A 14676-nucleotide genomic window follows, 5' to 3' on the forward strand; every position below is an offset into this window, starting at 1 on the left:
AATGGTGTTTGATTAATCAAATTGGAACAATATGGATTTTAAAAATCGACTTTTATTAACGTTCCTTGTCGACGTAAAACCAAAGATAGCTGTCCTTTGGGTAATGTATTGATCAAATGTTGCACTTTGACTAAAGCCTTTGTTGGGTATGAAACCCCATTGAGACTCATTAAAACATCCCCATTTTGAATAGGGTATTTAGCGAGGGTATCCTCATTATTATAAAAGAATTCAATATTGTTATTAAACATCCGGATATTTATTTTTCTAATATCCTGCAATTCTTTCTCTGGGGATTTATGACTATTATAGCAGATGAGCATTCTATCTGGCGATAATAGATATTTATCAAATGAAGCTAATGCAGACATGCCAATAGCATAAGCATTATTATTATTTTCAGCAAATTTTTGGTCGATGAGTGTAGTATCATTTAATTGAACTTGCTGAATTCGATACAGATCTTCTTTTTTGTTATTCACACCAGAAAAATCGATGGTAATTGCATTATCAAATTGTTCTATTTTTTCCATCTTATTGATTTTATTTTCTTTTAGATAATCTAAAAATTCAGAAGACAAATAACTCACTTTGGATCCAGTATCTAATTTAACATTCACATAGGTCTTATCATCAAAGTAAGCATTGAAAGAGGGAGCTCCAAGCGTGTAATCATCATATGTAATACACTGCTCATAGTTATTGATATTAGGAGGATTATCATAGAGCGTTAATACTTTATTTTTGTTATCGATTTCCCAATTTAATCGTCTAAAAATATCAATACCGAGTATCCCTGAAATATTTTCGCCTACCATTTGTGATAGCAGGCTAAGATCATTTGCAGCCCAGAAGTCTCCGCCATTAAAGTACTTTTCCCCAATATAAAAGGAAATGGGATTAACAAAATTAACGTCCGCCATTTTTTTATTATCACTGACAGTTTTTACGACATTAAAGTATTTTTGATAAAAGGCGGGTGGTGCATCAAGGTTGCTTGTTAATTTGTTGACCAAGGATTGATCAATAACAGATGTTGATGAGCCAGTGTCTAATAAAAATGTGTATTTCTCACCATTTATCGTGACGGGAACTAAAATATAATCAACATACTGGTCTTGAAAATCGTTAACAAGTATAGGGTCATGGTTTTTTATCGTGTTAGAGCAACCCGTTATCATTAATAACGCTAGGTAACTTATTATTTTATTGGATTTTTTTACCAAGACAGGCTCCTTGTTTTGCATTGTTTACCCTATAATCTAATGATCTATCACACAATGAAATAATAGCTTTTTATACGAATAAATTTATAAACGAGAACTCAATAATCAATACTTTTTAGCATTAGTTACACGATTAAATTTCCGCTAAATATAAATTTTAGTTCGAGTTTTTTATACTTTACTCTATCTCACTTTATTAACATTCATCATTTTTCGTATAAATAAGCTTATTTTTTAACTCGTTATCGTGCTGATTAAGGATGTTTTATTCTCGTTATAGACAGAGTTACGATCAATTAAGGGGAGGTTATCTCGCGGAAAGATTTTCAGAATAGAACAATCATCTATCGGACGGCTAATGTGATCACTACAGATGAACTGCGAATTGAGCCGCTATAAGAGTCTATGGTTCTGCTGAAAAAGCGATTTATAGCGCTAAAATATACGTCAGGTAAAACTCGGCTCATTTTTAACCCAATAACAGACGTGAGTTAAGTCGAAAAATACCAATCCGGCGCCAAAAATTGGCTTCATGTCACTTGGTTGCCCAAATGAAAAAAATGCTACAGTTAAGATGATTATTTATTAATATCATTGATATAGCGGATATTGCCTTCGAATTCTGGATAAAGCCAAGTAAAGAATAGAATTACCCCAATAGCGATAAGCACAGTTGCGGCTAAGCACAAAACTAAAGCCCATGAAAGCGGTAAAATTGTGACCAAAAATAGCCATAACATCAATGAAATTCCTAAAACGATGATGGTCAAAATCATGCAATATATATTTTCTGACCTTCTCTTTGATGGTACAAATTTAAATGTTTGTGGGTCTATATCGAGTTTAGTGAATACACGTTGGTTGATTTTGATATCAGGAATTCTCGCAAGCCCTTTAAGTAGCGCTTTGAGCATCAATTTTCTTTTTTCTACTGGAGAGAAGGGGGAATAGTTAATCCAATTTTCGATGGGTAATTTATATTCTTTACTCTCATTTGAGGCGTTTTTATACTGAAAAACAAGATAGTTAGGACTATATCTACCGCCTGTTTCGATATGAACAACATATTCAGAGCAAATATTTTCCCAGAGTATTTCAACGTTCATGTTTGGATATGGATCACAAATAAAGCGAAATCCGTTATTATCGATAGAAAAATAACTAACAGTTTTATTAAATCGTTTTAGTAGAGTATAAAATGAAACTAATAGGACGATCTCAATAGTGACAAAAAGGAACCTTCCTGAGATAACATTCCATAGAATAAGAGAAGTCAATGCACATATTAAAGTACAAAATAGCCATATAAAATAAGTAAATGTTTGATTACCATGTCCAATGATCGATGCTATAGGAAGTTTTAATTCATTAGGTAATGGGTAAGCCATTGTTTCTAAATGGGTGTAATGACGATGCTCGTTGCGAGTACTATTATCACGATTCCGACTATCAGTGCTAACAATATGACGGTTGTCGCTATCGTGGTTTCTATTTCGACTTTTGTTTTTACGTTTTTTGTTATTGTATTTTTTCATTTTCTAAAGGCGAGTCGTTGTAATCAATTATTTTCAGTGAATTCAAATGGTAACATAAGCTAAATTTTGTAGCTATCAACAAGAAAGGCGCTCATGGTTTTTGGCTTTATATCGACAAAATCCGCCAAGCATAAATCGTTTAATAAAAATAGTTTTATAGATAAAAATTTATACAATTCCTACTATACTTCAGGTAAAATCCAGCCCATTTTTTAAAACAATAAAAGAAGTGAGTTATGTCGCAAAATACTAATCCGGTGCCAAAAATTGGCTTCGTTTCACTTGGCTGCCCGAAAAATCTTGTTGATTCTGAGCGCATCCTGACTGAACTACGTACGGATGGCTATCAAGTCGTACCAAGTTATGATGATGCTGATTTGGTTATTGTTAATACTTGCGGTTTTATTGATAGTGCGGTTCAAGAATCGCTTGAAGCGATTGGTGAAGCATTAAATGAAAACGGCAAAGTAATTGTGACGGGATGTCTTGGCGCTAAAGAAAATCAAATTCGCGAAGTTCATCCTAAAGTGCTGGAAATCACAGGTCCTCATAGCTATGAACAAGTTCTCAATCATGTTCATCACTATGTACCAAAGCCAGAACATGATCCTTTCCTAAGTTTAGTTCCTGAGCAAGGTGTTAAATTAACACCAAAACATTATGCCTACCTTAAAATTTCAGAAGGTTGTAATCACCGTTGTACATTCTGCATTATTCCATCAATGCGTGGTGACTTAGATAGTCGTGCTATCGGGGATGTATTAAATGAAGCAAAGCGCTTGGTTGAATCAGGGGTTAAAGAATTATTAGTGATCTCTCAAGATACTTCTGCTTATGGTGTTGATGTTAAGCATCGCATGGGGTTTTGGGATGGTAAACCGGTAAAAACCAGTATGGTTGGATTATGTGAACAGCTCGCATCACTTGGCGTGTGGGTACGTTTGCATTATGTCTACCCATACCCACATGTTGATGATGTCATTCCTTTAATGGCGGAAGGTAAAGTACTTCCTTATTTGGATATTCCATTACAGCACGCGAGTCCAAAGATTTTAAAGTTAATGAAGCGTCCTGGGGCAGTAGAAAGAACTCTCGAACGCATCAAGCGTTGGCGGGAAATCTGCCCTGAATTAACGTTACGTTCGACCTTTATTGTGGGCTTTCCCGGCGAAACGGAAGACGATTTCCAAATGTTGCTCGATTTCTTGCAAGAGGCTCGTCTTGATCGCGTAGGTTGCTTTAAATATAGTCCAGTTGAAGGTGCGAAAGCGAACGAACTTGCTGATCAAGTTCCTGAGGATGTTAAAGAAGAGCGTTATCATCGTTTTATGCAATTGCAGCAACAGATTTCAACCGAAAGATTACAAGAAAAAATAGGCCGCCGTTTACCAGTAATGATTGATGAAGTCGATGATGAAGGCGCGATTGGTCGTAGTATGGCTGATGCTCCTGAGATTGATGGTATGGTTTATTTGAATGGTGAATTCGGAGTGAAACCCGGTGATGTTGTTAACGTGTTGATTGAACACGCTGATGAGTATGACCTCTGGGGGTCGATCGTTAACGAATAACCCGCACATCAACAGTAAAGTGCCCTAATCGTTGGAATGTCAATCACTGGGGCATTTTACTCTTATCGGATAAGTAAGAAATCGTTTTATCTCAGCGACAGTAATAATCTCTGATTTGGATATGTCCTGACTTTTTGTTCTAGATCAATAGATAAAAATCTATCAATAGATTATTTGATTTGAGATATTAAAATTTAATAAAAAATAGACATAATCAAAGTATAACTTATCGGTGTATAAGGATGGCTATGTCTGTTGATTTTTCATCTCCAGTGATTTTTCCTGAACAGGAAGAGATAGCAAGAACTATTTCATCCGACGTGTTAATTGATATTGCGAGTCTTGCTATCGAAAAGGGTTTGTCACCTATCAACGATTTGGTAATAGATACTGCATTAATCGAACCTTATGGTGAGATGCTGTGGTCCAATCGTATTTGGAAGAACTCCTTTTTCATTCACAATATTTTAGCAACCTGTGACATGCAGGAAACCCCACTTAGCTTGTTTAAGCATCCAATCAAATGGCAGGGAACCTTTTATTATCTCGCGCCTATTCTTAGTGAAAATGAAACTCTCGTTGCCATCATTATTTTGGCATCTCAGACGGTAAATAACACCCTTCTTCTTGCGTTAACCCAATCGATCGCCCGTGAAATCAGTGAAAAAATTAAGTGTCACCTTCAGATGCAGGATATGACTTTTGATAATTGTGCCGCTACCTGCGTTAGAGAACTGAATATTCATGAAATTGAAAAATCAGCAATTATTGAGGCTGCTAAGGTATGTAACGGAAAAATTCAGCAAATGTACCAAGTGCTGAATATAGGAAGAACGACTCTCTGGCGTAAGTTGAAGCAGTATGATATCGACATCAAGGAATATAAGTAGCAATTCGATGCAGCGGTTTCACGCCATTAGAAGAGGGGGAAATAGGTTTGATAACATCAGTCTTCTTAACAAGCTTAAAAGGATCATTTTGGGTTAACGCTAGCAGGTATTGTTGCGCATCATTGGGCTGACTTGTGTTGAGGCTTGCGATGGTTGAACATTATGCTGACTTTAAAACATCGCAAGCCGTATCGTTTATTTATGCAGAAATAGGCGCCCCAATAGTTAATGTTTCTGTTGCAACGGATAGCGTTAATTTTGCATTTTCGGGAATTTCATCAATTTTCTCACCAAGATTGACTAAAATGGGGATCCCCATTTTGGTTGCAATAATACAGGTGTGTGAATAAGGGGACCCCTGAGCGAGAGCAATTCCGACCACGTTAGCGTTGTTATAGTGCAGTAATTCTGAAGGACCTAAGTGATGAGTCAGAAGGATTGTCGGCTCAGAAAGCACCAAAGGGGAGGAGGATGCCGACGATATTGACATAAGTAGCTGGTTTTTTAAGTCATCAATATCAATAAATCGCGCTTGCAAATAGTCATCATCGAGTTGTTGGTACTGTTCTGATATTTCACTAAATACCTGGGATATGGCATCATAGGCCGTTATCGATTCATGTTCTATTTTTTGCTTAATGGAATCGATAAGATCATCGTCATCTAATAATACACTGTGGCCATGAAAAATATTGGCAATCTCTTTTCCATAAGTCTCAGCGAGTGAATCAGATAGGGTATTTAACTGTCTTTGTAGTCTTTTAATGGCTTGAGTTGCCGTCTCTAGCTCATGTTTACTGCCTTGATAAGAGAAAGTGCAAGGTTTGCTATTTTCAGGGATATGATAGGCAAATCCGGTTACGGAAGGAACATAAGCGGCTTTTCCTATCAGTGAATTCGCATTTGATGTGCTGATATTATCACCAAAGTGTTGTTGTGCCAGTTGATTAAATGCGTCGATAGCTTCTTGGCTATCCACTCCTTCTGCAATAAGCCTAATTTTATCCCCTTGATGAACCTGTAATAGCGCGATTTGGTTCATGCTTTTAGCATCCGCACGCTTTTCGTTGTTTTGTAATTCCAGTTTTGCTTTAAAACCTGAAAGTAATGTTGCCAATTTAGCCGCAGGGCGAATATGAAGTCCTGAAGGATTCTGTACCAACCATTCCGTCATCATGGCTTTTTCAGAGAAGCTGCTAGGCGCTGGTGTTTCTTTCTCTGTTATGTCGTTAGCCTCATTCAATTGCTGTTGTTTTGGATAAAGCGCTTGGCGTGCTTCATTTAAAATTGTATCAATTGACGCACCAGTAGATGCAGAGGCAGTGATAGCAATGGCTCCTTCGACTAAAGGCGCACTGCACAAATGCACTTTTTTTGCCAATTCAGCGTCAATGAGGTCGAGAGCAGTTTCTGCACTGAGTAATGCGCTACCTAAGTCCATTAATAAAATAATCGCTGTAGCATCTGCTAGGGTTTCGATCGCCTCCATGACTTTCACTGCATCTGTACCAATAGGGTGGGTGTCATCATCAACACCCGCCGCAGTGATTATCTGACAATGCTGTTTATTCTGTATCTGCTCTGCGAGTTGGAGCACTCCATCAGCAAGCAATTTGCTATGAGAAACAATAATGAGACCAATCATATTCTTCTCCTCTGGTGAGTCTTAGCGGCGATAGATATCGATTTATAATAAGTAATGTTACGAAAAAAAAGAGAGAGCTTCTGCTGATATTTAGCAATAAAGATTAAGACACTTACAAATCACAAATAATTTAACGAATATTCTTAATAATGACGATGGCATAGCCATTTGGAGACAAAATGTTTTATTTCACTTTAGATGTAATATTAAAGTTTCCAACTAATGAATATCGTCATTTAAAAATGAAGGGAGGGTAAAATTATTGACTAACGATTGATGTTAAGATATCGATTTTGAACTGTTTTTTTTTATACTAAGTGAATTTTCAGATAATAACATTTCACAAAGCGGTAACTTAGTTTTAAAATTAATGGCTGTAACTTGTACGGTCATGATTAATATTACTTAGTGATATAGAAATAATATGCGAAATAATTTCATCACGTAAGTAATAATTTTTCTAAGTAAGATTACGATATAAGCGAAGAAGGCTGTACGTTGTAAGTAAACAGACGACAGCCTATGCCATTAATCTAGCCATATAAATGAACTATAGTGATTAAAGCTGTAAAATCTTAATATTTGAAATAAAACTATATTAAATAGTTAAATTTTCTGATTAATTAATAGCTAAATTAATTTTATCTACAGTAATCATTGATGAACAATGAGTTCATAAATTCCTAGAGTATGTATTTATATACTCATATTCTTGTATTAATTGCGGTAACGATTTTATACCGAGTTTTGTATAAATATTTGATCGGTGTACTTCAACGGTTCTAGGGGAAAGGGCTAATTTTTCAGCGGTTTCCTTGCTTGTATTGCCTTCAAGGATCATGTCCATGATCTCTTTTTCTCGATTGGAAAGCCGATCAAATTTATCGGTTAATTTGTTGTATTTATTGAGTTCTGCATGTTCACTAACAGAGTGTTCCATCGCATTGTTTATCGCATGGACGATATCAGAATCTTTAAATGGGAATGAAAAGAAATCAAAGGCACCAGATTTAAAACTTTCACGGCAAAGTTCTACTGATGGTTTTTCGGAGAGGACGATAAATGGGATAATACCGAGCGAGCCGTCGATATTATTCAATCTGCCAATATGGTTATTTTCATTGTTTAAGAATATTAATACACACTCTTTAGCTCCTTCTTCTTGAGGGTACGTATAATTACTTGTAAATAACGTTTCGTCATTATAGAACTTAAAATTAAAACCAAAAGATTCCATCATTAGTTTCAGTTTATTCTTAATGACATTATCATTTTCTATGATTACGTGAATGGTGTTATTCATCACCATACTCCTGTTACACTGATTTGATATTCATATAATTTTGAAAAAATAGGTAGAACCAGATGGCTAAGTAAGCCAATGGTAATATTTTCTTGCTAATTTTTTAGTTTTATTATTAATGTATTTACAGACCTTAATTTATATTATATTTCACAGCTAGGTAAATTTAATATAAAAGTAGAAATAATGGTTAACGTTTGTGTCAGTGAGTAAGAATTAATAAATGACTGACAAAATAATAAGTATTTACACTTACTTTTTATTAACTACATCAAATATTACTGACATGTTATAAAAATTTTTTATGTAATGGAACGATAATATCGTAAAATAGTAGTCATAAAAAGCCTTATTGCTAGATTTTAGTATAGTTTCATTCGTGATAATAACAAGGTTATTTAATCACTCCTGTAGGTGATTTTTATCTTTATTATGTTAGAATTTTTATTTATTAATATCTGGCTGAGTGAAAATACTTAATGGCTTCTTTAAAAGATGTAGCTCGACTTGCTAATGTTTCACTAATGACCGTGTCAAGAGCTATCAATAATCCCGAGCTGCTGAAACCTGAGACGCTTAAGCAGGTGCAGCAAGCCATTCAAACATTAAATTATGTTCCTGATTTTTCGGCTAGAAAAATTCGAGGGAAAGGCTCGAAAATATCTACCGTGGGTGTTTTAGCGCTTGATACAGCGACGACACCATACTCAGTCGAGGTCATTCTTTCAATAGAACAGACAGCAAGGCAATTTGGCTGGAGTAGTTTTGTGGTTAACATCACATCAAATGAAGACAATGAACGAGCCGTAAGGCAATTATTGTCTCAGCGGCCGGATGGTATTATTTATACAACGATGGGATTACGTGAAGTCACTATTCCAGAAGGACTGCATAAAAGTCATTTAGTGCTGGCAAATTGCATCGACCCTCAAAATCGTTTTCCTGCCTATATTCCTGATGACTACAATGGTCAATATCAGGCGATATGTCGGCTGATTGAAAAAGGTTATAGAAAACCCCTTTGTTTATATATTCCGCAAGAAACAGTGGCAGGAAAAACGCGTAGAGAGGCTGTGGAGTCTGCATGGCGTTGTGCTGGTCTACGGGAGGAGTCCTTAAAGCAGTATCATTTAGCATTAGGGGATGAACACTATCGTGATGTGATTGATCTTATCAATCGACATTGCAAGCAAGCGAAACCTGATTTTGATGTGGTGGTTTGTGGTAATGACCGTATTGCTTTTTTAACTTATCAAGTTTTACTGAGTAAGGGGTTACGTATCCCAGAGGATGTTGCGGTATTAGGCTATGACAATATGATCGGTGTAGGAGAGCTATTTTATCCGCCATTAAGCACCGTTGTATTGCCGCATTATCAATTAGGGCAACAAGCCGCATTACATATTATTGAGCAAAGGAAAAATAATGGGACACAATATGTCTCTTGTGATTTACTCGATAGGGAATCTCTTTAACGAGATAGGATCGCTCTGATATCAGCGATCCTCGCAGGTCATATCATTCAGCGACACTTTTTAGTGGCCACAATGTTCCTTTGATCAACTTTGCACTTTGGTTAATTGTAAACAGTGTCAAAGCCCGCTCGCCTTCTTGTGGATAAATTCGACTGGTAAAACACATTTCACCTTCATTAATAAATACTTCAAGGCTCGATCTATCAATAAAAGCACGTATGGTGAGATAGCGAGTTTGTGGGAGTGGGGCGCTACGGTAATCGCTGATGATATGTTCAGGATAGTGGCGGGATAAGGTTAATTGCTGTGTCTGTCCATCAATAAAAAACTGTGTACCGTTACCAAGCCAAAAACCAAATTTTTCAGCGGGACTGTTTTGTAAATCCCAAATTAATTCAATTTCACACGCGATAGCATCATGGTAAATCGGCAGCGTGCTATTTTTTTCCAGTGTACAAGCGGAGAGGTTAACTGCTTGTTGTCTTAATGATTGTAACTCTTTGATCGGATTGACCAGTACCTTTCCTTGGGCGTTTAACGTTAATTCTCTAGGTACAGTAAAGCTGCCTGCCCAGCCGTGCGCTTTTGTTGGCATATGGCTCTCCCACATATCCATCCACGCGATAGCAATACGGCGGCCATCTTCAGCTAAAAAAGTTTGTGGCGCATAAAAATCATGACCAAAATCGATTTCAGCAAAATGATTGGTTATTTCATAAGATTGATCGGGTGCCCAATTCCCGACGAGATAACCATTTTGAAAGCGATTTCGATATTGATGCCCAGATGGTTTTTTTCCTTGAGGAGAAAATAGTGTGATGAATTGCTCGCCTAACGGGAAAAAGTCAGGGCATTCCCACATATAAACATTTTTATCGTCTGTTTTAGCCAGTATTTGGTACTCTTCAGGCCAGTTCAGTAAGTCATCGGTGCTAAAGAGCAAAATTTGTCCTTGATCGAGACTATCTCTTGCGCCAACAACCATCCACCAGCGTGAATCCTGAAACCAAACTTTAGGGTCTCGAAAATGCATGTAACCTTCAGGCGAAGGGATCACGACGCCGTGTTTTTCAAAATGAATACCATCATGACTTATGGCCAAACATTGCGCTTGATAGATTTGGCTGTCATCTCCTGCATTGGATAACCAAATATGGCCAGTATAAAATAAGTATAACTTGCCTTCATCACTGACGGCTGATCCTGAAAAGCATCCATCACGATCATATTCATCACCAGGAGCAAGCGCGATAGGTTGATGTGACCAGTGGATCATATCTTTACTTGTCGCATGTCCCCAATGCATAGGTCCCCAGTCAGCGCTGTAAGGATGATGCTGGTAGAATGCATGATATAACCCATCATGATAAATGAGCCCATTAGGATCATTCAGCCAGCCGGCGTAGGTTGCAAGATGATATTCAGGATAAAACTGCCTGTTGAGAGATTGTCTCGCTATTTCAAGTGCTATCGATGCTTGGTGAATACGCTGTTTCATCATGGTTCCTTTCGTTACTAATGATTTCTATCTATACAATCGTTGTGGAATATTGGGTTATTTAATGGCGTGTGATTCGTATCATGTGATGGTGTGACCTAACGCACGCGTTACGAACTGTTTTTTATTTATACTCAATACAAATCATGTTAACGTTAACAAAAAGCAGTTTCTAGCATTAATTTGTTTTAATTGTGATGATTGCTAGTTGAGTCACTCATTGTCGAGATGGAGAGCCTATGAAAGTTTGGTCTTTAGGAGATGCAGTCGTTGATTTAATTCCTTTGCACAGTATGCAATATGAAGCTTGTGCTGGTGGCGCTCCTGTCAATGTTGCAGCGGGAGTTGCTAAGCTAGGACAGCCTAGCGGTTTTATTGGACGTGTTGGTGAAGATGCTTTTGGCCATTTTATGCAAAAGACGTTATTTGATATGGGGGTCGATACCCGTGCGATGGAATTTGATGAAAAATATCATACCAGCACCGTTTTAGTGTCTTTACAAGAAAATGGGGAACGTGAATTTTCTTTTTTAGTCTCGCCGTCGGCGGATCAGTTCTTAAGTCATAAAAATCTACCTGCATTTGAAAAAGCGATATTGCATTTTTGCTCATTGGCACTGGTGCATTCTGTGTGTCGCACTTCATTAATTGCGGCTATTGAGCAACTTAAACAAGCGGGGGGATTACTCAGTTTTGATATTAATATTCGTCCTCAAATGTGGTCAGATCCTATTGAAATGCATACAAGGGTCGACCAATTTGCTTATCAGGCGGATATACTGAAACTTTCAGAAGAAGAACTGTTGTGGTTGGTTGATGACCTTAGCTTAGATAATGCCATCGAGAAGCTTAAACGGTATCCTGCTCGTTTGAAAGTTATCACTCAGGGAGCCAAAGGCTGCATCGTTTTGACGCATAACCAACAAATAGGTATGAGTGCATTTCGGGTTGAAAGTGTTGATACCACAGGGGCGGGAGATGCATTTATGGCAGGACTGCTTGCAGCGATTGCTCAGGCTGGGTTAAGTGATAATGAGGAATATTTGATGAATATTATCACTCAAGCTACTGCTTGTGGGGCGCTAGCAACGACGCGTAAGGGGGCAATAAGCGCGGCGCCAACGCAGAAAGAGTTAACTCTGTTTATTAATCAGCAACCACCATTACATATTCGAGAGCTTTAAAACTAAGACTATATTAATGTGAATAGTGATGTTAATTAATTCAAATTAATAGATAAAAGCGTATGATACTGGCAGTAAAATTTTATCTGTAAAACATCTATTTTGGATTAATTATGCTACTAAGATCAGGGGTAGTATTAGCTATCTTTTCTTATATTCTTTGGGGGATCACGCCACTTTTTTACCGTTTATTACCTGGAGCAGAACCTTTAGAGTTATTGGCTCAACGTGTGATTTGGTCGATCCCTTTTTTATTACTGATCCGTCTGCTGATTAAAAATAAAACGGCTTGGCAACAAGTATGGGCGGATAAACGTTCGATAATTTTGTGCCTATTTAGTTCGGCGATTATGGCGATATCATGGGGCGCATTCACCTATGCTTTAACCCATGGGCAAGTGCTAGCCGCGAGTCTTGGTTATTTTATTAATCCTTTATTTTCCATTTTACTCGGCGTTGTTTTTTTACACGAAAGGCTTGTTGTCGCGGAAAAGATGGCGGTATTACTCATTTTTTCGGGCGTTTGCTTTCAAATTTTGCAGTATGGTGAATTACCTTTACTTGCATTGGTGATGGGCAGTGCTTTTGCGGTTTATGGTTTGATCCGTAAATTCATTCGGTTCGATGTTATTACTTCACTATTTATTGAAGCTATTTGGTTACTGCCTGTCGCTGGTGGGATCACGTGGTGGCTCTCTGTTAATGAGAGTAGTGCTGTAGCCGCAGGGGATTGGCAAATTAAACTACTCTATATGCTCGCCGCTCCTGTCACAATTATTCCATTACTGTTTTTTACCGCCGCAATTAAGCGCACGACATTGACGGTAATCGGACTGGCACAATATATTGAACCGACAATTCAATTTTTACTGGCGGTATTCTTATTTAATGAGCTATTTGATTGGGTAAAAGGAGTCAGTTTCTCATTAATTTGGTTGGGGTTACTCTGCTGCATTATTGCTTTATTGCATAAGCGTTACAACGAATACCATAAACGGGTTCCTTACGTTACTGGGCGCGATAAAACACCAAAACTGTAATGTATTATTTGAGATGGGAGAGATTGCTCAGATCTTTAGTGGTTAAAGCAAACGATTGCGTATATAATCTTCACCATTAAATTGGCATATTTGCATACAAGGTTATCTATCATGAATCAATTAGGTACAGCACTTTGTCCTTCTGCAACAAAAGTTATGTTACTCGGTTCAGGTGAGCTAGGAAAAGAAGTGGCTATTGAATGTCAGCGTTTGGGCATTGAGGTTATTGCGGTCGATCGTTATGACAATGCGCCTGCAATGCACGTTGCTCATCGTTGCTATACCATTAACATGTTAGATAGCGATGCGATTCGCCAGCTGGTAGCGCAAGAAAAACCCGATTTTATTGTTCCAGAAATTGAAGCCATCGCGACAAAAACCCTTGTGGAATTAGAACAGCAAGGACAAAAAGTGGTGCCTTCTGCACATGCTGTTTATTTAACAATGAACCGTGAAGGCATACGTAAACTTGCAGCAGAAGAACTGGGTTTGCCCACTTCAGATTATCGGTTTGTTGAAACGCAAACTGATTTTATCAATGCTGCCAATGAGATAGGTTTTCCATGTATTGTGAAGCCAGTCATGAGCTCTTCAGGTAAAGGACAAAGTGTCATTCGTTGTGAACAAGAGCTCGAATCTGCATGGCACTACTCACAAGAGGGTGGGCGCACCGGTCAAGGGCGTGTGATTGTTGAGAAAATGGTGCATTTTGATTTTGAAATCACCATGTTAACGGTCAGCGCAAGTGACGGTATTCATTTTTGTGCACCTGTTGGGCATCGCCAAGAAAAAGGTGATTATCGTGAATCATGGCAACCACAGCATATGAGCGAAAAAGCGTTGCAAAATGCGCAGGAGGTCGCTGCAAAGATTGTTACGGCATTAGGTGGATATGGTTTGTTTGGAGTCGAGTTATTTGTATGTGGTGACGATATCATTTTTAATGAAGTTTCTCCCCGACCACATGATACTGGAATGGTCACACTCATCTCACAAAATTTATCCGAGTTTGCTTTACATGTGCGTGCATTTTTAGGCTTACCTATTGGCATGATCCGCCAATATGGACCCAGTGCATCAGCGGTTATTTTGCCTGAATTACATAGTCAAAATATTGTTTTTTCAGGGCTTAAACAAGCGCTGGGTTCTGATATTCAATTGCGTCTATTTGGAAAACCTGAAATAGCAGGAACTCGCCGTTTAGGGGTTGCACTCGCAATAGCTGATTCGATTGATAATGCGCTCGATATGGCGAAAAAAGCGGCTCAAACGGTTAATGTGAGTGGTTAACGAAAAGCCACAATGTATG

Annotated in this window: 11 protein-coding genes; 6 read left to right on the forward strand and 5 right to left on the reverse strand. The window is 37.8% G+C overall.

Going from position 1 to position 14676, the window contains the following annotated elements; all coding sequences use genetic code 11:
* Positions 1-38 precede the first annotated feature (38 nt).
* Both ACWPW6_RS05115 and ACWPW6_RS05120 read right to left on the reverse strand, forming a co-directional pair.
* Positions 39-1226, reverse strand: coding sequence for a retropepsin-like aspartic protease (locus tag ACWPW6_RS05115; RefSeq protein ID WP_257759753.1), 1188 nt, complete (start codon positions 1224-1226; stop codon positions 39-41).
* Between the two features lie 578 nt (positions 1227-1804).
* Entirely contained in the window at positions 1805-2761 is a 957-nt protein-coding gene (locus tag ACWPW6_RS05120) for a hypothetical protein (protein ID WP_250000129.1), read from the reverse strand.
* A gap of 236 nt (positions 2762-2997) precedes the next feature.
* Between ACWPW6_RS05120 and rimO the strand changes: the two genes are divergently transcribed.
* Positions 2998-4332, forward strand: a complete 1335-nt coding sequence (rimO, locus tag ACWPW6_RS05125) for a 30S ribosomal protein S12 methylthiotransferase RimO (RefSeq protein ID WP_163860810.1) — start codon at positions 2998-3000, stop codon at positions 4330-4332.
* 242 nt (positions 4333-4574) lie between these two features.
* Positions 4575-5222: a helix-turn-helix domain-containing protein gene (locus ACWPW6_RS05130; protein ID WP_410241841.1), complete on the forward strand. Its 648-nt coding sequence runs from the start codon at positions 4575-4577 to the stop codon at positions 5220-5222.
* A gap of 199 nt (positions 5223-5421) precedes the next feature.
* Here the strand turns inward: ACWPW6_RS05130 and dhaM are convergent, their stop codons facing one another.
* On the reverse strand, positions 5422-6867 hold the full coding sequence (dhaM, locus tag ACWPW6_RS05135; RefSeq protein ID WP_250000131.1) for a dihydroxyacetone kinase phosphoryl donor subunit DhaM: 1446 nt from the start codon (positions 6865-6867) through the stop codon (positions 5422-5424).
* A 673-nt stretch (positions 6868-7540) separates the two neighbouring features.
* The gene (locus ACWPW6_RS05140) at positions 7541-8170 is read right to left on the reverse strand and encodes a response regulator transcription factor (RefSeq protein ID WP_454209403.1); all 630 of its coding nucleotides are present in this window, start codon (positions 8168-8170) and stop codon (positions 7541-7543) included.
* A gap of 479 nt (positions 8171-8649) precedes the next feature.
* On the opposite strand from ACWPW6_RS05140, the gene ACWPW6_RS05145 reads away from it, so the two are divergent.
* Positions 8650-9645, forward strand: a complete 996-nt coding sequence (locus ACWPW6_RS05145) for a LacI family DNA-binding transcriptional regulator (RefSeq protein WP_163860812.1) — start codon at positions 8650-8652, stop codon at positions 9643-9645.
* A gap of 43 nt (positions 9646-9688) precedes the next feature.
* Here ACWPW6_RS05145 and ACWPW6_RS05150 read toward each other — a convergent pair whose 3' ends face one another.
* Complete coding sequence (locus tag ACWPW6_RS05150) at positions 9689-11143, reverse strand: glycoside hydrolase family 32 protein (protein ID WP_269204879.1); 1455 nt, start codon at positions 11141-11143, stop codon at positions 9689-9691.
* Positions 11144-11382: 239 nt separating this feature from the next.
* Between ACWPW6_RS05150 and ACWPW6_RS05155 the strand changes: the two genes are divergently transcribed.
* From ACWPW6_RS05155 to purT, 3 genes are all read left to right on the forward strand, one after another.
* The gene (locus tag ACWPW6_RS05155; RefSeq protein ID WP_250000134.1) at positions 11383-12327 is read left to right on the forward strand and encodes an aminoimidazole riboside kinase; all 945 of its coding nucleotides are present in this window, start codon (positions 11383-11385) and stop codon (positions 12325-12327) included.
* Between the two features lie 113 nt (positions 12328-12440).
* The gene (rarD, locus tag ACWPW6_RS05160; RefSeq protein ID WP_154622257.1) at positions 12441-13367 is read left to right on the forward strand and encodes an EamA family transporter RarD; all 927 of its coding nucleotides are present in this window, start codon (positions 12441-12443) and stop codon (positions 13365-13367) included.
* A 111-nt stretch (positions 13368-13478) separates the two neighbouring features.
* Positions 13479-14657 carry a formate-dependent phosphoribosylglycinamide formyltransferase gene (purT, locus tag ACWPW6_RS05165; RefSeq protein WP_154622258.1) on the forward strand — a complete coding sequence of 393 codons (1179 nt, stop codon included), beginning with the start codon at positions 13479-13481 and terminating at the stop codon, positions 14655-14657.
* The last annotated feature ends 19 nt before the right edge of the window (positions 14658-14676 follow it).

Source organism: Providencia sp. Marseille-Q8014 (genome assembly GCF_965112055.1).

Excerpts from the sequence above, each read along its gene's own strand:
- ACWPW6_RS05120 (WP_250000129.1), bottom strand. The coding sequence starts at position 2,761 with ATGAAAAAATACAATAACAAAAAACGTAAAAACAAAAGTCGAAATAGA.
- rimO (WP_163860810.1), top strand. The coding sequence starts at position 2,998 with ATGTCGCAAAATACTAATCCGGTGCCAAAAATTGGCTTCGTTTCACTT.
- ACWPW6_RS05130 (WP_410241841.1), top strand. The coding sequence starts at position 4,575 with ATGGCTATGTCTGTTGATTTTTCATCTCCAGTGATTTTTCCTGAACAG.
- dhaM (WP_250000131.1), bottom strand. The coding sequence starts at position 6,867 with ATGATTGGTCTCATTATTGTTTCTCATAGCAAATTGCTTGCTGATGGA.
- ACWPW6_RS05140 (WP_454209403.1), bottom strand. The coding sequence starts at position 8,170 with ATGAATAACACCATTCACGTAATCATAGAAAATGATAATGTCATTAAG.
- ACWPW6_RS05145 (WP_163860812.1), top strand. The coding sequence starts at position 8,650 with ATGGCTTCTTTAAAAGATGTAGCTCGACTTGCTAATGTTTCACTAATG.
- ACWPW6_RS05150 (WP_269204879.1), bottom strand. The coding sequence starts at position 11,143 with ATGAAACAGCGTATTCACCAAGCATCGATAGCACTTGAAATAGCGAGA.
- ACWPW6_RS05155 (WP_250000134.1), top strand. The coding sequence starts at position 11,383 with ATGAAAGTTTGGTCTTTAGGAGATGCAGTCGTTGATTTAATTCCTTTG.
- rarD (WP_154622257.1), top strand. The coding sequence starts at position 12,441 with ATGCTACTAAGATCAGGGGTAGTATTAGCTATCTTTTCTTATATTCTT.
- purT (WP_154622258.1), top strand. The coding sequence starts at position 13,479 with ATGAATCAATTAGGTACAGCACTTTGTCCTTCTGCAACAAAAGTTATG.